The sequence below is a fragment of the Rummeliibacillus sp. TYF005 genome, from assembly GCF_003844195.1.
Taxonomy (GTDB): domain Bacteria; phylum Bacillota; class Bacilli; order Bacillales_A; family Planococcaceae; genus Rummeliibacillus.
The window spans coordinates 1-20,936 of sequence record NZ_ML122544.1 but is presented as its reverse complement, the minus strand read 5'-3'; the positions used below and the strand labels follow the sequence as shown (position 1 = coordinate 20,936).

General features: G+C 34.4%; 23 protein-coding genes and 1 other annotated feature. Of the genes, 15 read left to right on the top strand and 8 right to left on the bottom strand.

Annotated features, from left to right (window positions below; all coding sequences use genetic code 11):
- The first annotated feature begins 146 nt into the window (after positions 1–146).
- The 3 genes from CW357_RS04305 to brnQ all read left to right on the top strand — a co-directional run bounded on the left by CW357_RS04305 (position 147) and on the right by brnQ (position 3,045).
- On the top strand, positions 147–704 hold the full coding sequence (locus tag CW357_RS04305) for a histidine phosphatase family protein (RefSeq protein WP_124217446.1): 558 nt from the start codon (positions 147–149) through the stop codon (positions 702–704).
- A 98-nt stretch (positions 705–802) separates the two neighbouring features.
- Positions 803–1,492, top strand: coding sequence for a YczE/YyaS/YitT family protein (locus CW357_RS04300; protein WP_124217445.1), 690 nt, complete (start codon positions 803–805; stop codon positions 1,490–1,492).
- 212 nt (positions 1,493–1,704) lie between these two features.
- Positions 1,705–3,045 carry a branched-chain amino acid transport system II carrier protein gene (gene brnQ, locus CW357_RS04295; protein ID WP_124217444.1) on the top strand — a complete coding sequence of 447 codons (1,341 nt, stop codon included), beginning with the start codon at positions 1,705–1,707 and terminating at the stop codon, positions 3,043–3,045.
- Between the two features lie 74 nt (positions 3,046–3,119).
- Here the strand turns inward: brnQ and CW357_RS04290 are convergent, their stop codons facing one another.
- Positions 3,120–4,319: an MFS transporter gene (locus CW357_RS04290; RefSeq protein WP_124217443.1), complete on the bottom strand. Its 1,200-nt coding sequence runs from the start codon at positions 4,317–4,319 to the stop codon at positions 3,120–3,122.
- Between the two features lie 115 nt (positions 4,320–4,434).
- Here CW357_RS04290 and CW357_RS04285 point away from each other — a divergent pair, with 115 nt between their 5' ends.
- Positions 4,435–5,307: a LysR substrate-binding domain-containing protein gene (locus CW357_RS04285; protein WP_241155046.1), complete on the top strand. Its 873-nt coding sequence runs from the start codon at positions 4,435–4,437 to the stop codon at positions 5,305–5,307.
- Positions 5,308–5,340: 33 nt separating this feature from the next.
- Here the strand turns inward: CW357_RS04285 and CW357_RS04280 are convergent, their stop codons facing one another.
- Positions 5,341–5,922 (bottom strand): histidine phosphatase family protein, encoded by a 582-nt coding sequence (locus tag CW357_RS04280; RefSeq protein ID WP_124217441.1) that lies wholly within the window; start codon positions 5,920–5,922, stop codon positions 5,341–5,343.
- Positions 5,923–6,075: 153 nt separating this feature from the next.
- Here CW357_RS04280 and CW357_RS04275 point away from each other — a divergent pair, with 153 nt between their 5' ends.
- From CW357_RS04275 to CW357_RS18160, 3 genes are read left to right on the top strand one after another with little or no spacing between them, the layout of a single operon-like run.
- Positions 6,076–6,402 carry a YnfA family protein gene (locus CW357_RS04275; RefSeq protein ID WP_119416569.1) on the top strand — a complete coding sequence of 109 codons (327 nt, stop codon included), beginning with the start codon at positions 6,076–6,078 and terminating at the stop codon, positions 6,400–6,402.
- A gap of 28 nt (positions 6,403–6,430) precedes the next feature.
- Positions 6,431–6,898 (top strand): hypothetical protein, encoded by a 468-nt coding sequence (locus CW357_RS04270; RefSeq protein ID WP_119416570.1) that lies wholly within the window; start codon positions 6,431–6,433, stop codon positions 6,896–6,898.
- A 34-nt stretch (positions 6,899–6,932) separates the two neighbouring features.
- The gene (locus CW357_RS18160) at positions 6,933–7,100 is read left to right on the top strand and encodes a hypothetical protein (RefSeq protein ID WP_158582385.1); all 168 of its coding nucleotides are present in this window, start codon (positions 6,933–6,935) and stop codon (positions 7,098–7,100) included.
- Positions 7,101–7,220: 120 nt separating this feature from the next.
- Here the strand turns inward: CW357_RS18160 and CW357_RS04265 are convergent, their stop codons facing one another.
- Positions 7,221–7,544, bottom strand: coding sequence for a hypothetical protein (locus CW357_RS04265; RefSeq protein WP_124217440.1), 324 nt, complete (start codon positions 7,542–7,544; stop codon positions 7,221–7,223).
- A 77-nt stretch (positions 7,545–7,621) separates the two neighbouring features.
- Here CW357_RS04265 and CW357_RS04260 point away from each other — a divergent pair, with 77 nt between their 5' ends.
- The 3 genes from CW357_RS04260 (at position 7,622) to CW357_RS04250 (ending at position 9,560) form a co-directional block, all read left to right on the top strand.
- On the top strand, positions 7,622–7,993 hold the full coding sequence (locus tag CW357_RS04260; RefSeq protein WP_124217439.1) for a MerR family transcriptional regulator: 372 nt from the start codon (positions 7,622–7,624) through the stop codon (positions 7,991–7,993).
- Between the two features lie 4 nt (positions 7,994–7,997).
- On the top strand, positions 7,998–8,885 hold the full coding sequence (locus tag CW357_RS04255) for a GNAT family N-acetyltransferase (protein ID WP_124217438.1): 888 nt from the start codon (positions 7,998–8,000) through the stop codon (positions 8,883–8,885).
- Positions 8,886–9,002: 117 nt separating this feature from the next.
- A complete protein-coding gene (locus CW357_RS04250) occupies positions 9,003–9,560 on the top strand; it encodes an isochorismatase family protein (protein WP_124217437.1) in 558 nt (185 codons plus the stop codon).
- Positions 9,561–9,614: 54 nt separating this feature from the next.
- Here CW357_RS04250 and CW357_RS04245 read toward each other — a convergent pair whose 3' ends face one another.
- The 3 genes from CW357_RS04245 to CW357_RS04235 all read right to left on the bottom strand — a co-directional run bounded on the left by CW357_RS04245 (position 9,615) and on the right by CW357_RS04235 (position 11,665).
- Positions 9,615–10,307, bottom strand: coding sequence for an LrgB family protein (locus CW357_RS04245; protein ID WP_124217436.1), 693 nt, complete (start codon positions 10,305–10,307; stop codon positions 9,615–9,617).
- A 1-nt stretch (position 10,308) separates the two neighbouring features.
- Positions 10,309–10,677, bottom strand: coding sequence for a CidA/LrgA family protein (locus tag CW357_RS04240; protein WP_119416575.1), 369 nt, complete (start codon positions 10,675–10,677; stop codon positions 10,309–10,311).
- 100 nt (positions 10,678–10,777) lie between these two features.
- Complete coding sequence (locus tag CW357_RS04235; RefSeq protein WP_124217435.1) at positions 10,778–11,665, bottom strand: LysR family transcriptional regulator; 888 nt, start codon at positions 11,663–11,665, stop codon at positions 10,778–10,780.
- Between the two features lie 239 nt (positions 11,666–11,904).
- Here CW357_RS04235 and CW357_RS04230 point away from each other — a divergent pair, with 239 nt between their 5' ends.
- Complete coding sequence (locus tag CW357_RS04230) at positions 11,905–13,629, top strand: SulP family inorganic anion transporter (RefSeq protein ID WP_119416577.1); 1,725 nt, start codon at positions 11,905–11,907, stop codon at positions 13,627–13,629.
- A 112-nt stretch (positions 13,630–13,741) separates the two neighbouring features.
- Positions 13,742–14,068 (top strand): ArsR/SmtB family transcription factor, encoded by a 327-nt coding sequence (locus tag CW357_RS04225; protein WP_119416578.1) that lies wholly within the window; start codon positions 13,742–13,744, stop codon positions 14,066–14,068.
- A gap of 92 nt (positions 14,069–14,160) precedes the next feature.
- Here the strand turns inward: CW357_RS04225 and CW357_RS04220 are convergent, their stop codons facing one another.
- Positions 14,161–15,402, bottom strand: coding sequence for an aminopeptidase (locus CW357_RS04220; RefSeq protein WP_119416579.1), 1,242 nt, complete (start codon positions 15,400–15,402; stop codon positions 14,161–14,163).
- A gap of 102 nt (positions 15,403–15,504) precedes the next feature.
- On the bottom strand, positions 15,505–17,151 hold the full coding sequence (gene metG, locus CW357_RS04215) for a methionine--tRNA ligase (protein WP_119416580.1): 1,647 nt from the start codon (positions 17,149–17,151) through the stop codon (positions 15,505–15,507).
- Positions 17,152–17,198: 47 nt separating this feature from the next.
- Positions 17,199–17,449 (bottom strand) — a binding site (T-box leader).
- A gap of 195 nt (positions 17,450–17,644) precedes the next feature.
- Between metG and CW357_RS04210 the strand changes: the two genes are divergently transcribed.
- The 3 genes from CW357_RS04210 (at position 17,645) to CW357_RS04195 (ending at position 20,849) form a co-directional block, all read left to right on the top strand.
- A complete protein-coding gene (locus CW357_RS04210) occupies positions 17,645–18,379 on the top strand; it encodes a polysaccharide deacetylase family protein (RefSeq protein WP_119416581.1) in 735 nt (244 codons plus the stop codon).
- Positions 18,380–18,510: 131 nt separating this feature from the next.
- Entirely contained in the window at positions 18,511–19,056 is a 546-nt protein-coding gene (locus CW357_RS04205; protein WP_124217434.1) for an NADPH-dependent FMN reductase, read from the top strand.
- 332 nt (positions 19,057–19,388) lie between these two features.
- Positions 19,389–20,849 (top strand): IS1182 family transposase, encoded by a 1,461-nt coding sequence (locus tag CW357_RS04195; RefSeq protein ID WP_119417436.1) that lies wholly within the window; start codon positions 19,389–19,391, stop codon positions 20,847–20,849.
- Positions 20,850–20,936: the final 87 nt, after the last annotated feature.

The following is a 20,936-nucleotide window of genomic DNA, read 5'->3' as shown; positions in this document are numbered from 1 at the left end:
GAATTTTTTCTCTAAAAAGTAAAAGGCTCCGTATTCTATCATTAGAAACGGGGCTTGTTTTATATATGAAAGGGCATATCTGTGCAAATTAAACAGAATTTTCTGATACAATAAATAAAATAATTATTTAGTGGAGGAAAAGTGAGATGAAAAGAATATATGTCGTTCGACACTGTAGGGCAGATGGGCAAGAAGTTGAAGCATTATTAACAAAAGAAGGAAAAGAACAAGCGGAAAACCTAGCATTATTTTTTAAAGATAAAAATATTCAAAGAGTAATTTCTAGCCCTATGACGAGAGCTATTCAAACAATTGAACCTTTTACGAATAAAACAAATTTAAACATACAAGTAGATGAGAGATTATCGGAACGTATTTTAAGTATCGAAAATTATCCTGATTGGATGGAAAAGTTAAAGCAGACGTTTGATAATATAGATTTAAAATTTAAAGGTGGAGAATCAAGTAGGGAAGCGAGTGAACGTATTTTTAATGTAATCAATGAAGTAAAAGATTCTGATACCGAAAATACGATCATCGTTAGTCATGGAAATATTATTACATTGCTGTTAAAAAAGTTGAATCAGGAAGTATCATTTGAAGATTGGAAAAAAGTCACCAATCCAGATGTCTTTTTATTAGAATATAGCGAAGGTGAATGGTGCTATAAGAGAGTATGGAATTTGGATGAAATAGTTAAGTAACTTATTGAAATGATTGTTCCTTCTAACAAACTGTTCAGATCTTCTGTTATGAAGTTAAATTTATTGATACAATAATAGTAGAAAGAAGGAATAGTTTAATGAAAAATGGAGGAATAACCGCTAAGCGCTTGCTTATTTATATAGCAGGTCTTTTTATTTTGGCGCTAGGGATTAGTTTTTCAATTGTAGCAAATTTAGGGGTTTCACCAGTTTCATCGCTTGCTTATGCAATTACGCTTGCAACGGGAATTTCTGTTGGAATGACAACTATCTTTGCAAATATCATTTTTATCATAATTCAAGTCTTATTAAACCGCCGCATAGATTTAAAAGATTTTGGTATCCAATTGATTGTAGCCTTTTTATTTGGTTTCTTTAATGATGCAGCACTTTGGATAACAAAACATTTTTTACCCACTCCAAATTCAACATTTGATAGTTGGATTTATATGATCATCAGTCTATTTATAGTAGGTTTTGGTCTCGTATTTTACTTGAATTCCAAATTACCTTTAATGCCTTATGATTCATTGACCTACGTTATTAGTGATCATTTTAAATGGAAATTTAGCAAAGCTAAGATAATTAGTGATGTAGCAAATGTTATCTTGGCAACTATTGTATGTTTAGTTACAATCCATAGACTTGGTTCAATCGGTATTGGGACGATTATTGCGGCATATATGGTTGGTAAAATTATTGCCTTTTATATGAAACTGATGAAGGATCCCCTTAATCATTGGCTTTATAAGTCAAATCCAGAAAAAGAACAACAGATACATTCTTAATTTACCAGTAAGGATTGTCTGCAAAATAATAAAACTTCCGGAAACGGAGGTTTTTTTCTTTTAAAAATGAAATTTCAAAGACCATTTAAAACTGCATTATGTGAAAAGTTTCTTTTTATCGTCTTAAAGGGTTATTGTATAGCGGAAAAATTGATAATATACTGAAATTACTATATAAAATATAAAATTTAAGTAATAAGGAGTTTTAGATCATGCAGTCAAAAATATCTTTTTCAACATATGCAGTAATTGGGACCATGTTATTTGGAATGTTTTTTGGAGCAGGTAATCTAATCTTCCCAATCCAGCTTGGTCAGCTATCAGGTACACATTTTTGGCCAGCACTGATCGGTTTTTTAGTAACTGCAATTGGCCTACCTTTTATGGGGATTCTGGCAATTGGTTTATCAGGGAGTAATGGTTTACGTGATTTAGGTAGTCGTGTTCATCCATTGTTTGGAATTGTTTTTTCATTAGCACTTTATTTAACAATTGGCCCATTCTTTGCGATTCCTCGAACAGCAACGGTACCATTTGCAGTAGGGATTGAACCTTATGTCTCATCCAACCATATCACTTTAATGTTGGCGTTGTTTAGCTTGGTATTCTTTGCTATTGTTTATTATCTATCGTTAAATCCAGCCAAAATTATGGATTATATCGGAAAATACTTAACACCTGCATTTTTAGTATTCTTATTTATTTTGATCATTACAAGTATTATTTCTCCAATGGGGAGCTTTAAAAATCCTGTAGGTGAATATGTGGATCAAGCGTTTATGAAAGGTTTTAAAGAAGGATACAATACAATGGATGCGTTGGCATCGTTAGCCTTTGGTATTGTTGTGATTAATGCGATAAAGAGTCAAGGTATTACAAGTACAAAAGAAATTGCAAAGGCAACTTGGAAGTCAGGAATTTTCGCAATGGCATTGATGATGCTTATTTATGGTTTTATCACATACATGGGTGCGACAAGTATTGAAGCTGTTGGTTCATTTGAAAATGGTGGGTTAATATTTGCGGCTGTTGCAAAGCATTACTTTGGCTCATTCGGTGGAATACTTTTAGCGATTATTATTGTTTTAGCTTGTTTAAAAACAAGTATTGGGTTAATCACTTCATGCAGTGAATTTTTCCACGAAGTATTCCCAAAAGTTAGTTATAAATGGTTTGTATTTATCTTATGTTTTGTTTCATTTGTTATCGCAAACTTTGGTTTAAACAACATTATTCAATTTGCTGTACCAGTTTTAATGTTCTTATATCCGTTGGCAATTGTCCTTATTTTACTGACATTAGTGGCACCAGTATTTAAATCACGTCGTAGTGTCTATGCTTTGTCTATGTTTTTAACATTCTTTGTGAGTCTAATTGACGGGTATAAATCATTAGTTGCAAGCTTACCAGAAGCAAAAGTTAGCTTTTTAGATTCAATTGAAACGTTTTATGCAAGTGTGTTACCTTTTTATGAAATTGGTTTAGGATGGATAATTCCTGCAATTGCTGGGGCGTTGATTGGTTATGTTTATGCAATTATGAAAAAAGATTAGGTCAGAGAACTTACTTAAAAAAGTCAAAAGAAGAACAAAGAGTAAATCTTTGTTCTTCTTTTAGTTTTATTTTCTTATATTGCAGCATGTTTTATCATTTTCTTTAACTTCATTTCTACAAGTCCAAGTAAGACAAATCCAATGATACAACAAGCAATCATTATTCCGACAACACCATTCCAACCGTCTGCATCGTAGAAATGACCTCCAACTGTACCGACCACACTGGAGCCTACATAATAAAACAATAGATATATGGATGATGCATAAGCTTTTGCTGTAGGAATAGCAGAGCTACTAACCCAGCCACTGACTAAGTTATGCCATGCAAAAAATCCACAAGATAAAACAAATAATCCAAGGAGTACTATTGGTAAATGATGTACTGCGGTTAAGCTAATACCAATTAGAGCAACGACTAGGCTAGCAAAAAGCATTTGTCCGCGAGTATAGCGATCGCTTAATTTGCCGACAGTCATAGAACCAACAGAACCCATCAATTGGAAGATAAAGATGAAGCCGACTATTGTTTGGCTTAGCCCAAAGCTTTTTATCAAGGGAAAGCCTATATAGTTGAACATAGCTACATAAACGCCAAGTGCAAGGAAACCAAGTCCATAGAAAAACCATAGTTTTGTATCCTTACATGCAGCTAAAATACCACCAATCCAGTTCTTTATCGAAAATTCCTGTGCGATAAAATTCTTTGAAGGTTCTACAAGAAAGATAAAAATGATTGAAAGAATAAGTGTTAATGTACCCAAAACAAATACGGCAGTATGCCAGTTTGATAAATCCAATATAGAGCTAGAAACGATACGACCAAAGAAACCACCAAAACCACTACCAGTTATATAGACAGCAAGAGCCTTAGGAAATTGGTTTCCTGATAATTCTTCTGCTAGATAAGTAACTGCGATTGCAGGGAAACCTGCCAATGCAAATCCTTCAATCGCCCGAATCATTAGTAATACTTCAAAGTTAGGTGCGAAACCGACAAGTAAATATAAAATAGATGAGCTCACAAGTGAGAAAACCATTATGTTTTTGCGACCCCATGTATTTGAAATAGCCGCCATCACTAACATACCGAATGCAAGCGTAAAAGTTGAGATAGATAATGCCAAACTAGATTCAGATGCACTCATATGAAAGTCATGAGTAAAATGTTGGATGAATGTTTGAGGGCCATAAAGATTTGCGAAAGTGACAAGACTTCCTATTAACATTCCCAATGTAATTTTATGATTTGTATTTTTTGTTGAAACGTCCATTGAATTTTCCCTCCTACAGATTTCAATGGTACGCTCATATAACCATAACGTCTAATAGTGAGTTATTATTGATTTAATAACCAATGTTTATAGAAGGAGGTTGGATCTTTTGGAGATGCATCAGCTGCGTTATTTTCAAGCGATTGCCAAAACGAAGAATTACAATCATGCAGCAAACCTACTACATGTATCACAGCCTGCTCTTACAAAAGCAATTCATAAATTAGAAGCTGAATTGGGCGTTCCGCTATTTAATCGAATAGGGCGATCAATAGAAATCAGTGTTTATGGTGAGAAATTTTTGAGGTTTGTTGAGGAAAGCTTACTGCTACTTGATCGAGGGGTAAAGGAGTTACAAAGTTTAAAAGATCCACTACAAGGAACGATTCGTCTTGCTTTTTTACAAACAATTGGTACAACCATTTTGCCAGGGATTCTTAGAAGATTTAAAGAAAATTATCCGGATATTCAATTTGATCTTCAACAGTGTAATTCCCAAAGAGCATTAGAACTTCTTGAAAATAACGAAGTCGATTTATGTCTTGTCACCAATTTTAGTCGTTCTTTTGGTGAATCTAACTGGCTGCCTATTAAAAAAGAACAACTTTATGGATACTGTTCGATTAATCATCCATTAAGTCATGAAACGTCTATTTCGATTCAAGCATTACGAGATGAGCCTTTTATAGGTTACAAGGATCATTTATTGATGCAAAAACAGGTGTTGAAATGGTGTAGAGATGCTGGATTCACGCCAAATGTCGTATTCCAAGGAACAGAAGTACCGACACTTGCAGGGCTTATTTCTGCTAACTTGGGTGTTGGCATTTTACCTTATTACTCAGGACTTGAAGCACTTCCCATCCATCGCTTTGAAATTGCGGATACTAATTGTCAACGTGAAGTAGGGCTAGCTTGGAAAGAGGATGCTGCATTAAGCGCCTCTGCAAAATTGTTTGTTGAATTTACTAGTTCCAATTATGAATAAAGATACCTAACTTAGCCAAATGTCATTTAAACTTTATCCCGAACACATACTCCATAGATATTGCAGTTGTTCCAAGGATAAACTTGTGACGATTTGATAGCCATTACCTTTACCAAGTGGCTTTACTACAACAGTGCCCATATATGGAATGGTGCCTAAACCTACATCTTTTGGAAAACTATGAGCAACCATTACTTTGTTTTTACCCATACTTGGGAGTAATTCTAATTCTGATTGAAGGTTATTTAAAATTCTCTGCTGTTCCAATGGATTTAAGTTCGTGTCTAATTTAAAAATGTCAAAGCCAATAGGATCCACTTGAACGTTCATACCGCCAAAGGCTAGAGCAGCTGTTTCTATCGTTCTACAAAACGGACTTGCGAGTATAGGATATTCAATTGGAATGTGTAAGTTTCGAATGATGTTGCCATATAAAGTGGCTTGCATTCTTCCATTATCGCTAAGATTTCTTTGGGTATTGCAGTTATTAAGATCCAGATATGGTTGGTCTGTTCCAATGTTAGCTTCTCCGTGTCGGGTATATAAAATATATCCGCCTTGTTGGAGAGAATTCAGTAACGAAGGTTCTCCGCATTCTTTTTGAAGATAGGTCATTCAATTATTCCCCCTCGTATATCGCATAGTTTACTATATGCATTTGCTTGGATTTTCTTGGGATATTGCCTATCTAAAAGTGAATTCTCTTTTATAGAGGAGAAAAGTTATAATGACTTATATAGAAATAGTTGTTGTAAGGATGTGATGATAATGATTAATGCCATTATTTTATTTATACTAGCAGGACTAGCAGAAATCGGTGGCGGATATTTAATATGGCTGTGTTTGAGGGATGGTAAGCCCTTATATTGGGGAGTATTTGGCGGGATTATATTAGTTATCTATGGGGTTATTGCAACATTCCAAAGTTTTCCTTATTTCGGTAGAGTATACGCAGCGTATGGCGGTGTATTTATCGTACTTTCAATATTATGGGGGTGGGGAGTTGATAGAGAAACACCAGATTTATATGATTGGATGGGAGCGGCTGTCTGTATAATAGGTGCTTCAATCATACTATTTGCACCGAGACATTAGCTGTTATTAAGGAATAGGGAGGATAGATATGGAATTTTTCTATGCAACAAGGATTCATTATCTACGAAGGAATCGCTTTTATAAGATATATGTGAAAGAGGAAGAACTATGGCTTGGACAAATAGGTAGACAATTTTATGGAGAAAAAGATTATTACGGAAATTCCATAATTCTTGGGATCTTATATTGGCTATTACGTAAAATATGGGTTGTTCCTAGAGGAAAAAAGAAAGAAGCAAAATTGGATAATATAACTTCGCGTGACCAATTTTTAAAACAAAGAGGGAATGTAATTATTCGATTTGAAGACATTATAAAGGTGAAAATTAATGAGCTAGAATCTATGCTAACATCACAATCTAATAATGGAACATTAACATTAACTTTAGAGGGTCCAAATGAGCTAGAGCTTATTTTAGAGGAAAAGACAAATCTGTTACAGTTAGAAGATGTTTTTCATTCTATTCCGGTAAAACGAGTGGATTACTTGTGGTAAATGACCAAGATTATAGAAAGTAGGACGGTTATAGATGGATGATATCAAAAAGCAGAAGGAGAAAAAGGATAAGAAAACGAATAATATAAGAGATTTATTTGAGGGGATTCGAGATGATATTTTAGGTAATGTAATCATGAATATATTATTATTTATTCCAAAAATGATTTGGGGATTGGTAAAAAGGATTTTCTCAAACTAAGTATCAAAATACATAGATTAAAAAAATGAAGACGACACCGAAATTAGTGGCGTCTTTTCATATAAACGATTGTTTTTTATCTTTGCTGAAATGGATCAATTCTTTCCAAAGAAGAATGTTTTAATAGCCTGAATAGCGAATAATTCCGATGGCAAATAAAAGAAACAGCATAAATGCATGATGTGATAGATGCATCTGACCAAACAATACTTTGCCATTTAACATTCTTGAGCTAATAACAAGGATACTTAATAAGATAAAAAGCTGAATGGAAATAGTCATAAAGACAATCATCATAAAAAATAAGAAATGCACAACTACATAATAGATAACTGTTATTAGTTTAATAGTATTTGTATTTTCCTTTTTTTGCTGATAGCTCCATAAAATAATTGCTATTAAACTTAAACAAACATAAATAGTGATCAATACAGTACTAACCATATGAAATCCTCCTCGTTCCAGTTTTCAATAGAGTAAAGTATGGGGTTAACCCCACGTCAAGCTGAAAGGAGAATAAAATGAAAATCAGTAAATTTATAGAGGCAGTGTGTACGACAAAAGATACTGTACGTCATTATGAGGAATTAGGAATATTAAACCCTATAAGGAAGGAGAAAAATGCTAGGGACTATTCAGAAAAAGATATCGAGGATTTTAATGTAATTAAGGAACTACAAAATCTTGGATTTACACTGAAAGATATACAAATCATTTTTCAAATTAAACGTGAAACAAAATGTAACTCCTATGAACTAATATCTACAGTTTTATCAATATTAATAGCAAGGAAAAAATCATTAGAAGAGGAATTGATTGAGCTTCAAGAAAAGATGCAAAACCTAGAAGAACTAATTACTCAAATATCAAAAATCAAAAGGGGTAGGAGGTGATACTATGCTCAATTATCATTTGGTGAGCGATTACCGAAACAATAAAATATACAGGGAAAGTTTTTTTGAGTTGGCTAAATCAGTTTTTGATATTGATTTTACTAAGTGGTATGAAAAAGGATGTTGGAATGACAATTACATTTGCTATTCATATGTTGATAATGATCGAATCATTGCAAATGCCTCGATTAGTAAAATGACGATTGTTTTAAAAGGTAAAGAATATAAAGCTATACAAATTGGCACTGTCATGACACATCCAGATTATCGAAACCAAGGTCTTTCAAAGAAATTAATGAATTATATTATCGAACAATATGAAAAAGAGTATGATTTTATCTACTTATTTGCGAATGATACAGTCCTAGATTTCTACCCTAAATTTGGATTCCAAAGGGTGAAAGAAAGTCATTTTATATTAAATATGTCAGCATTGCGAAAGCAAAAAGTAAAAATGAGTACTTTACGTCAATTAGATATTAATAATCAATATGATTTTAATTTGCTAGAAAGTTTTGCTGCGGAAAGAATACCTGTATCTTCGGTTTTAGGCGTAAAAAATAACGAACATCTGTTAATGTTCTATTTTATCTTAGTCTTTAGCGATGCTATTTTTTATAACGAAGAGGAAGATACGGTTGTTATATGCAAGCAAGAGGGTACGCATCTACATGTCTTTGATTTGATCAGTAAAAAAAGAGTAAATATCGAAATGATATTAAGTGGGATTGTCTCAAGAAACACAGAAACAGTTTATCTTTATTTCACGCCTGAGGATGATACAAATGTTCAGACAGAGTTTATAAAAGATGGCGATGATACACTGTTCATAAGGCCTACGTTAAAGGACTCTACAAAGCACTTTCTATTTCCTATTACTTCACATGCATAAATTTGAAGAATGAAAGTCTGATTTTTTTACTGAAAAATCTAAATTATTAATTTATTAAAAATTATATATGATACAATAAACTATAAAATTTCATAGCTGAAGAAGGAGGAACTTAGTTTGGAACAAGCCTTACTCGTTATAGACGCACAGCAAGAATTAATGGATGGTGGGGTAGAACAGCAAGGAGTTTTTGCGAAAGATCAAGTGATTCAAAATATTAATAGAGTTATTGCTAAAGCAGTAGATGAAAATGTTCATATTATCTTTATACGTGATACGGATGTGGCAAATGGAGAGGGTAGTGGGTTTCAAATTCACAAAGGGATAAACGTACCATCTAAGGCTGTTATCTTTGATAAAGCTGCTACCAATTCCTTTTACAGAACGCCCTTACTCGACTACTTAAATGTACATGAAATAGAACACCTCGTCATTATGGGATGTAAGACTGAGCATTGTGTTGACACAGCAGTGAGGACTGCAACGATTAACCATTTTGATGTAACACTAGTAGGAGACGGACATTCCACTGTAGATTCAGATGTATTATCTGCAGAGCAAATCATTCATCATCATAATGCGACATTACATGGGCATTACAATGTGGACAATTTTTCAATTGTTCGAAGTGCGGATGAAAATGTATTTAAACCTACTCATGATTCTTATCGATAAAGATAGGGCTCTTTGACGATCGACTTTATAGGATAATCGATACATAGGGAAAATCTATGATAAATAGGTAAGAATGGCAGGTGTTAAAATAAATGCCCATACTACAGTCATCAAAGCACCTACAATAGTAGATAGAGTAGCACTTGAGCCAGCTAAGTCACCACTTTCAAATGCTTTAGTAGCTCCGAGTACGTTTGCACCCATGCCGTACATCATTCCAATCACTAATGGATGCTTAAAAGAAAAAAGTTTAATCAGTTTTGGACCAAGATATACTCCAGCAAAACTCGTTAGCATTACAAAAACAGCAGTTAGTGTTGGTATCCCGCCAAATGACTCTGATAAGTTCACTGCGATTGGCATCGTAATAGAGCGAGGTATAATACTAATCTCTGAGTGGAGTCCCATTCCTAAGAAGTAGGAAGTTAATACACCTGCGACAATAGCAACCAATGAGCCAATCATTAAACTAAAAAGAATGATACGCCAGTTCGAAGCAAGTACATTCCAATTGCGATAAAGAGGGATAGCAAAAGCAACCGTCACTACATTTAACATCATATTGAATAAAGAAGTAGCATTCACGTACTCTTCATATGGTAAACGAGCCATCAAGAGGAAAATAATCATTACAATAGGTGTGATAATGATAGGTGAGAATAATAGGCCGGGCAATTTCTTATTAACCTTTTTAGCCATGAGATAAACAAAAATTGTCATAACAACACTGAATAGTTTTAAAAACATATTAATGTTTCACCGCCTTTAGTTTTAAAAGGGTTTTGGAAACAATACCTGTTGATGCCATTGCCAGTGTAGTCCCAACAATGACTGCTAATAGCACAAGAATTCCCTTTGTTCCAATAAGCCATGGGTAATTCATGATTCCTACCATTGCAGGAATAAAGAATAGTAGCATCTCAGAAAAGAGAAGTGCAGAGCCTGCCTCAACCCAATCTAACTTAATCCATCCCATATGAAGACATGCGAGTAATAACACTAGACCTATTATGCTTCCCGGGATATGCAAATTGAAAGAGGAAACGATCAATTGTCCGAGTACAGTAAAGCAAATAATGATGATGATTTGAAGTAAATTCAATAACCACTTTTTCAATAAAGTCACCCCCGCATTCGATTTACTCATAATTTTAGGGGCTATTTTTCAATTCGTAAAATATATAAATCCTATAATCTCTATGCAAAAAAGTTATACGCTAACCGTGCAAAGGATTATTGGCTTCAATGTATCGAATAAATTCTCGAGCTGCATATGATAGATATTTATCCTTTTTATAAATGAGAGCCAATTCCCAATCGATATGTGGTCGAGAGATTGGAATAGCATGAATAAGAGGGTTATTAAAGCGATGAATCATGGATTTGGGTACCAAGGAAATGCCCAATTTCGATGCTACCATTTCGCCAACTAAATCCCATAAAGAACTTGTATAAGCTACTTTTGGGTTAAATCCTACCTGTATGCATGCATATTTAACGCGATCATGAAGGATGAAATCTTCTGTAAAGAGGATGAAAGATTCGTTTTTCAATTCTTTTAAGCGAACATCCTTTTTGCAAGCAAGCCGATGATGAGAATCTACAATCAGCACTAGTTCTTCAGATAACAACGGTACTGTTTCAAAATGAGAACTTACTGGTAGTACTGTGACCCCTAAATCAATCTCGCCATTTTCCACATGATGCTCCAATAATTTTGCACTATATTCAACCATTTGAATATCAATTTGTGGGTATTGCTTTTTAAACCCGCCGATTAACATAGGGAAAAGTAATACGCCTACAGTGGGCATTAAACCTAATTTTACAGTTCCTTTTTTTATATCGACTAACTCATTTACAGAAGAAGAAATACCATCCACTATTCGCAATGCATCTAAGGCCTGTTCAAAAACAATTTTCCCTACATCCGTAAGCTCAATTTCCTTTTCGGAGCGGTCTAGTAAAGTCACTTTTAATTCTGCCTCGAGTCCTTTAACCATTTTGCTGATAGATGGTTGGGAGACAAACAAATTTTCAGATGCTTTGGTAAAACTTTTCTGTCGGGCTACTTCTACAAAATATCTAAGTTGACGAATATCCATATATTCTCCTCCTGAATAATGATTGAAGCATTCTTTTAAGAACGTTGTTGTTTCTAGTAGTATAGCATTTTTAAGTAGCATTTCGCCGAATGTTTAGAATAAACAAACATTATGTATTTGTCCGTTATTGAGAAAAAATACACTTTACAAATTCTCTTGTTCAATGTATATTCGTATAACAGTATATTCAAATAATCAGATATTCAGTTATTTAAAAGTAAAGAAAGAAGGAGATAATAATGCTGAAAAAACCAATTTTTTCAGGAAGATATACAGACTACTCCTTTAAGAGTTTCCAAAAAGATTTACTATCAGGGCTAATAGTTGCAGTGATTGCAATTCCATTAGGTATGGGGTTTGCAATTGCTTCAGGAGTAAAACCAGAGTATGGAATATATACAACTATTGTTGCTGGGATTTTAATATCACTTTTGGGTGGTTCGAAATATCAAATTGGTGGTCCTACAGGAGCGTTTATACCAATCTTATTTGGTATCGTCATAACATATGGTTATAACGATTTATTAATAGCGGGTTTTTTAGCCGGAATCTTACTTATTTTGATGGGCGTTTTTAAGCTTGGATCTCTCATAAGATTTATACCGAGACCAGTGACTATTGGGTTTACGGCAGGAATAGCTGTAACTATTTTTGTTGGGCAAATTGCAAATTTTTTAGGGCTTCAAAATGTTAAAAGCAAAGAATTTTTTATAGAGAATTTGAAAGAAATTGCAGTTCACTTATATACAGTGAATATATATAGTATTTTAACTGCCTGTATATGTTTGTTTTTTATTTTATTTATACCAAAGTGGTTTCCAAAAGTACCTGGGCCTTTAATAGGGATTGTTGTTTCTACGATTATTGCAACCATCTTCTTCCCGACAGAAGTTGCAACAATTGGCTCTAAGTATGGGGAAATTCCAAACTCTTTGCCGCAGTTTCAATTCCCTGATTTGACTTGGGAAAGAATTGTTCATCTTATAAAGCCAGCATTCGTAATTGCAATTCTTGGTAGTATCGAATCATTATTGTCTGCAGTTGTGGCTGACGGTATGACAAGTAGTAAACACAACAGTAATCGAGAGCTCATAGGACAAGGAGTTGCCAATATGGTAACGCCACTCTTTGGCGGTATTCCAGCAACAGGTGCTATTGCAAGAACAGCTACAAATATTAAAACAGGTGCTGTATCACCTATGTCTGGTATTATACACGGTTTGGTTGTATTTCTAATATTAGTCCTTTTTGCTCCATATGCGACTAATATTCCACTCGCAAGTATGGCACCTGTTTTAATGGTAGTTGCATGGAATATGAGTGAAAAGAAGGTATTTTACCATGTGTTAAAAACGAAAACGAGTGATTCACTAGTCATTGTCGTAACGTTTATATTAACTGTTTTCATTAATTTAACTGTGGCAGTAGAGTTTGGTCTATTACTGGCAGTGATTTTATTCATAAAGAATATGAGTTACCATATGGTTACGAAAAAAGCTTTGCCAAATCATTCTAGAAAAAATGCAAAAGTAGAGGAGCAAGATTCACATTCACAACATGGTTGCCCACAAATTAGTATGTTCAATATTGAAGGACCACTGTTCTTTGGTGCAGCTCAATCTTTTGCGGAAGATATTATGAATACTATTAACTACCAACCAAAAGTCTTACTTTTAAGAATGAACAAAGTGCCTTTTATTGATACTACGGGAAATTATTATTTATCAAGTATTGTAAAAGATTTCTCAAAACATGGAATGATCTTGATATCTGGGTTAAAAGAAGAGCCTAAAGCGTTTCTTAAAAGAACGGGGTTGTATAATCTAATAGGTGAAGAACATTTCTTTGATCATACAGGAGAAGCAATCGATTATGCACTACTACAATTAGAGAAAAATAAATGTATTGGGTGTAAGAGATTTATTTTTAATGAATGTAAATCATTATCCGGTATAAAAGATTAAGACTACGCATGGAAGTCCGTTATAATTAAAAGTAACAAGACTTGATTTGTTTTGGAGAAAAAGCATGTAAAAATACGTTATACGTTTTATATGTAGGAAGTGGGGAATTACGTTGAATAAAGGACTACATGAGTTTAAAGCGGATTTTTTTAAAGCACTTGCCCATCCATTAAGAATCCAAATTCTCGAAGTTTTATCTGAAGGTGATCGGAGTGTCAATGAAATTCAAACCCAGCTAGGCAGTGAAGGATCTGCTGTTTCTCAACAGTTAACAGTACTAAGGGCAAAAAATATTGTTTATGGTACAAAGGATGGGAATCGTGTAATTTATTCATTAAGAGATCCTATGATAATTGAATTGTTGGAAGTTGCTAAACAAATTTTCAATAATCATCTTGTAGATGCAATCACGTTACTTGATCAAATGAAAGAAGAATAGTGTAAATCGCAAAAACTCGGACAGAAATTTATCTTCTATCCGAGTTTTTGTTTGATTATATTAAATTGATCATGCCATGTTGTTCAATTTGATTAAAATGCCCAATCACCATTACGGAAAATAGGTACAACTGTGCCATCTTGTTTGATGCCATCAATATCCATCTTGTTAGAACCAATCATGAAATCGACGTGAACTGTGGATGTGTTCATTCCGTGTTCTAGTAACTCTTCTTGGCTCATTTTTGTCCCACCTTGAATGGTAGTTGGATATGCAGCACCAATTGCTAAGTGGTTAGATGCGTTTTCGTCGTAAAGAGTTGTATAGAAAGTAATACCTGATTGGGAAATAGGTGATGGGTCTGGGACAAGTGCAACCTCTCCTAAACCTGTTGCTCCTTCATTGTCATGTACGAGTTTTTTAATTGTTTCATCGCCTTTTTCAGCAGATATATCAACAATTTGCCCACCTTTAAAGTGTACTTCGATGCCCTCGATTAATGTACCTGCATAGCTTAATGGTTTTGTACTACGTACGACACCTTCCATGCGATGGGTATCTGGAGCAGTGAAGACTTCTTCTGTTGGCATATTTGCGATAAATTCTTCACCTTTTGGATTGAAACTACCTGCACTAGCCCAGATGTGGTTCTTTGGTAAGCCTAATGTTAAATCTGTACCAGGAGCAGTATAATGCAAAGCATCAAATTGGATTTCGTTTAGTTTTGCTGCCTTTTTGTTTAACGTATCTTTATGTTCATCCCAAGCAACGATCGGATCATCTGCATAGACACGACAAGTTTTAAAAATTTGATCCCATAAAGCATCTACTTGTTCTTCAGAAGTAGCTAATTCAGGGAATACATGTGCAGCCCAACCAGCTCCAGCTGCTGCTGCAACAGTCCATTTTAAGTCATCATTTTGAGTTGCTTTACGTTGAGCGATGAATGCTTTGCTAAAAACGTTTTGATAAGCGGCAACTTTTGCGGGATCTACTTCATTTAGTAAGCCAGGATCACTTGAAATGATTGATAGGCGACAGACATGATGATTTAATACATGATCTTCAGATTCTTGAATTTCATATTCAGGAATATCCGTTAATACTTCAACAGGTTGATGTAGATAATGAAGCTTGCTAATTTCATCGTCAGCCCATTTAACAATGACTTTTTCAGCACCTAAGGCATAAGCTTCTTTTGTGACCAGACGGGCTAAAGGCGCTTGATCGACTGAAATTGTCATCTTTACCCAATCTCCAGGTTGAACATTGATACCTTTTGCTACCAAAAGTTTTGCATATTTCAGTAAATTTTCTTCAAAGTTAGCTAACATTTATCCTTGCCCCCAAATTATTATTTTCATTGATTATATTATCATAATAAAATGTAAATTCCGAAATATTAGCCTATCTTATTATTCGGAAAATGAAATAATTTAAGATGAATAGTTTGGAGAACAATCCATCAAATGATTATATTCTTGCTCGATTAAATTAGTATCTATCCTTTCAAATAGTGGTCTCACATCGTATACCTGACGTGGAATATCAGTTTGCTCTTGCCATTCCACTTTTTTTATACGAAACATTTCTTTAATTTTATCTGTTGAGAAAGGCAGGAAAGGGTGCAACAGTTGAGCTAGATTTAAAATAATGTAGGTGCATGTATATAATGTGTTTTCTCCTTCATTCTTGTTTTGCTTTACTTGAATCCACGGTTGTTGAATATCAAAGTATTTGTTAGCATGACGAATGTATTTGAAAATTTCCTCTAGAGCTTGTTTAAAATGTCCATCCTCGATTAGTCTTCCGACGCTGCTATAGAGTTGGAACGTCTCATTTTGAATATCCTTATTGATCATGCCCACTGGTATTTTTCCTTCAAATGATTTTTCGATAAACTTGAATGTTCTATTAACGAAGTTTCCGTAAGCTCCGAGTAATTCACCATTATGGCTTAAAATAAATTCTCGCCATGAGAAATCAGTATCTCGATTTTCAGGAGCATTAATCGTGAGAAAATAACGTATAGAGTCTGGATCATATTTTCGTGTTATATAAGGTATCCAAACTGCCCAGTTTTGACTTGTAGATAGTTTGCGTTTTTCTAAAGTTAGATATTCATTGGAAATAATATGAGTTGGTAAAGCTTGATTGCCAATTGCCATTAATATAGATGGCCAAATAATTGTATGAAATGGAATATTATCTTTTCCATGAATATAGTAAGAAGTTGTATGGTCATTCCACCAATCTTCTATATTTTCATTGTGTTGCTTGGCCCATTCAATGCTGGCTGTTAAATAACCTGAAACAGCTTCAATCCATACGTAGATTTTCTTGTCTTCGAAGCCTTCAATAGGGACTGAGATACCATTTGGTAAATCACGTGTTACCGCACGATCAGGAACACCTTCAGCTAAATAACGCTTTGTAAGTTGTATGGCATTGTCACGCCATCGATGGTCATTTTCAGCTTGTTGGATAAAGTTTTCTAAAGCCTGTTGAAAATGACTAAATTCAAAATAAAAATGTTCGGTTTCTTTAATGACGGGTTCATGTCCACAGATTTTACAACGTTTGTCGATTAAATCAAGTGGATCAAGTATAGAAGAACAGTGATCACATTGATCTCCTCTAGCTTTAGCTCCGCAAATTGGACATATACCTTCTACAAAACGATCCGGTAGAAACTGGTTATCGTATTCACAATAAGTTTGCTCGATCGCCTTTTTATATAAATAACCATTATCTAATAATAGTTTGAAAATATTTTGCACAGACTGATGATGATGTCCCTCATCTGTTCGCGTATAGAAATCATAAGTAAAACCAAGTTGTTTGAAGTTATTTTGAAACTCCCTATGATATCGATTCGCGATAGCTTCAGTTGTTGTATGTTCCTGATTGGCTCTAATAGAAATTGGTGTACCGTTGCAGTCACTCCCTGAAATGTATAATACTTTTTCGCCTTTCTGTCTATAATATCTTGCCAAGATATCTCCTGGTAATAGTGCAGCAATATGCCCTAAATGGAGTGAACCATTTGCATATGGCCATGCACCGCCGATAACAATTGTCATTTTTCATCCCTCCAAATTAAAATAAAAAAACGTCCTAATCTATAAAAGATTAGGACGAGTATACTCGTGGTACCACCTAGGTTTACAAATAGCTCACACTATTTGTCTTTATCAGTACGTCTTGAAAAGAGATACTGCTTCCGTTGTAACGAGTGTCTTCTCGTCGTATTCTACTCGAAGTTTCTTTCGATACGAAGCTCAAAGGCCATTTTCAATTAGGTTCAAGATGCTTCATTTCCACCATCAGAAGCTCTCTATAATCATTCCCTTATCTACTTTCCCTCATCATAGCTATTTTCTATAAATTTACAATAGTATAACGGATAATATTGTAAATTACAAGAAGATTATTCGCACACGTAGTATGCCCTCAAAACGGTTTTTTATCGCCTTCTTTAGATATTTCAAAAGACATTTTAAAAGCATAAATTATTGAGTTCGGCAGATATTAAAGTCACAATGTATTTTGAAAATTTTCTTTGGGGGTGAAATATTGAAACGAAACATTTTAATACTCATAACTGTTTGCGTTTTACTCATCTCCATTTCTTATGCAAGCTTTAGTTATGCATCGGATAAGGGTAGGCAATATTATGAGAAAACAGGGCAAGTGTTGTGGGATGTTAAAACAGATGAAAAAGTGATTGCTTTAACATTTGATGATGGACCGGATCCTAGGTATACATCACAAATTTTAGAACTATTAGCGAAATATGATGCGAAAGGGACTTTTTTTGTGTTGGGAAAAAGTGCTGAAAAATATCCAGAAGTGATTAAACGACAATTCAATGAAGGGCATGAAATAGCTAATCATACTTATTCACATGTATTTAAAGCTTCGGGAAGGCGATTACAAGAAGAACTAAAGAAAACAAATGATATTATTTATAGTATTACGGGGTATGCCCCAACTCTGTTTCGTCCAGTAGGTGGAATTTATACAGATGATATTATAAATACCGCTTATGATAGTGGTTATAAAGTTGTTATTTGGTCATGGCATCTAGATACATTGGATTGGAAAAATCCAGGCGTTAGAAGAATTGCAAATAAAGTTTTAAATGGTGCTTCCCCGGGTAATGTAGTGCTTTTCCATGATGGAGGGGGCAATCGTACTCAAACAGTTAAAGCATTAGAAATTATTTTACCCCAACTTGAAAAAGAAGGATATAAATTTGTTACAATTTCCGAATTAATGGGAGAAAAAAACCCTCGTATAAGTAAATGAACATAGGGTAAGGATATTTCGAAAGAATAATCCTTACTCTAATTATGTTTGAGTAAATAAAGGACAATAAAATTGAAATTATCTTGAATTAATAATAATCTTGAATTGAAATATGAATAGGAGGAATTAACATGAAAGTAGTTGCGATTGTTGGTAGTATCCGTAAAGAATCTTATAATATGATGTTAGCAAAGTTTATTCAAAAACATTATGCAGATCAATTTGATTTGGAAATATTAAAATTAAATGATATTCCAATGTACAATCAAGATATTGAAAATGAAGCGCCTCAAGTTGTACTTGATTTTAAAGCAAAAGTAAAAGAAGCAGATGCAGTACTTTGGGTAACACCGGAATATAATGGTTCTATTCCAGGTGTTCTTGGAAATGCAATTGACTGGTTATCACGTGTAGATAAAGTGATGATTGGCAAACCGTCTATAATCATGGGTGCATCAATGGGGAACCTTGGTACTGTAAAAGCACAAATGCATTTACGTGACATCCTATTTGCACAAGGTCTTGGGTCACCTGTGTTACAAGGAAACGAAGTCTATGTAGGTGCAGCACATACAAAATTTGACGCTGAAGGCAATTTAATAGACGAAGGAACAGTTAAATTTTTAGATTCAGTAATAGCTAACTTTATGGAATGGATGAAATCATATCTTTCATAATGAATACGAAAATTATGGCTCCTATTAAGAGGGCACTGAAAAAGTCCTTTCTGATTTTTATTGCGAGTATGAGAACAATCAATTCGTTCTCATACTCGCTTTTTTCATTTGAAGCCGTGGATTTCCGTTCCAGGCAGACGCTTTCCGCGGGCACGGCTTCAGCCTTCTCCCTCGCTACGCTCAGTCCGGGTGCTTCAGCTCGTGCTGTTCCCGCTGGAGTCGCTGCCTTCCACTCCAATCCACTATTTTTTCTTCTCTAAAAGATTATTACTCTCAAAAAAGCAACTTCTTTCCTGTATAATTAAATGAAGTAAATGTAGGTGGTGTACCCAATGATTTCAAACCAAGAATCTCTCAATCTTAGCCCATTCATGGCAATATACGATATGGTGGTACCTAAGGAAAATATGCTTCGAAAAATCAATGAACTTGTAGATTTTACTTTTATCCTCGAGGAACTAAAAACAAAATATTGTCTTGATAATGGTCGCAATGCAGTGTCCCCCATTCGGATGTTCAAATATTTAATGCTTAAATCCATTTTTGATTTATCAGATGTAGATGTAGTAGAACGTTCTAAATATGATATGTCGTTTAAATATTTCCTCGATATGGCTCCAGAAGATTCTGTGATTGACCCAAGTTCTCTAACAAAATTCCGTAAACTCCGTCTTCCAGACGAGGGTTTATTAGATATGCTAATTGGGAAAACAGTCGAGATTGCATTGGAAAAAGAAATCATTAAAAGTAAATCAATCATCGTGGATGCCACACATACGAAAGCACGTTATAATCAAAAATCACCGAAAGAATTTTTACAGGAAAAATCCAAAACTGTTCGAAAAGCTGTCTATCAAATCGATGAATCGATGAAAACAAAATTCCCACCGAAAACTACTTCTAACGAAGTGAAGGATGAGTTAGATTATTGCCGTCAAGTTATTACTGTGATTGAAACAGAACCACACATTGCTGAGATTCCTGCCGTTAAGGAAAAATTAAATGTGCTAAAGGAAGTAGTAGAAGATTACACAGAACAACTTAGCTATTCCAATGATCCAGATGCACGTGTTGGGCACAAAACTTCTGACTCTTCTTTCTTTGGCTACAAGACACATATCGCGATGAGTGATGAACGAATTATTACAGCTGCCATTGTGACGACAGGAGAAAAAAGTGATGGAAAATACCTACAAAAGTTAATTGAAAAAAGCCAAGAAACAGGGATGAAAGTCGAGACAGTCATTGGAGACACAGCTTATTCTGAAAAAGATAATATCCGCTATGCAAAAGAACATCATCTTGAATTAGTATCAAAATTAAACCCGCTAATTACACAAGGTATGCGAACGAAAGAAGAAGAATTTGAGTTTAACAAAGATGCAGGAATGTATGTTTGTAAAGCTGGTCATATGGCAATTAGGAAAGCACGAACAAATAAGAAAAACGTAGGAAAAAATCAAAAACAAACTTATTATTTTGATATTGAAAAATGCAAAGTCTGTCCTACCCGTGAAGGTTGTTATAAAGAAGGAGCGAAAAGTAAGACTTATTCTACGACAATCAAATCTACAGAACACAAAGACCAGGAAGCATTCCAAGAAACCGATGAATTTAAAAGAAAAGCAAAATCCCGGTATAAAATTGAAGCGAAGAATAGTGAACTCAAACATAGACATGGGTATGATACAGCATCATCATCAGGTCTGTTTGGCATGGAGATTCAAGGAGCTACAGCGATATTTGTAGTTAACCTCAAGCGAATATTAAAGTTTCTGAGCGAAAAAGAGTAAAAAAGAGACGAAGAAAAAGCCAATTGCCGTCCAAATAAGACGGCAATTGGCTTTTTTTGTATTGAATTTCATTTACACAACTAAAAA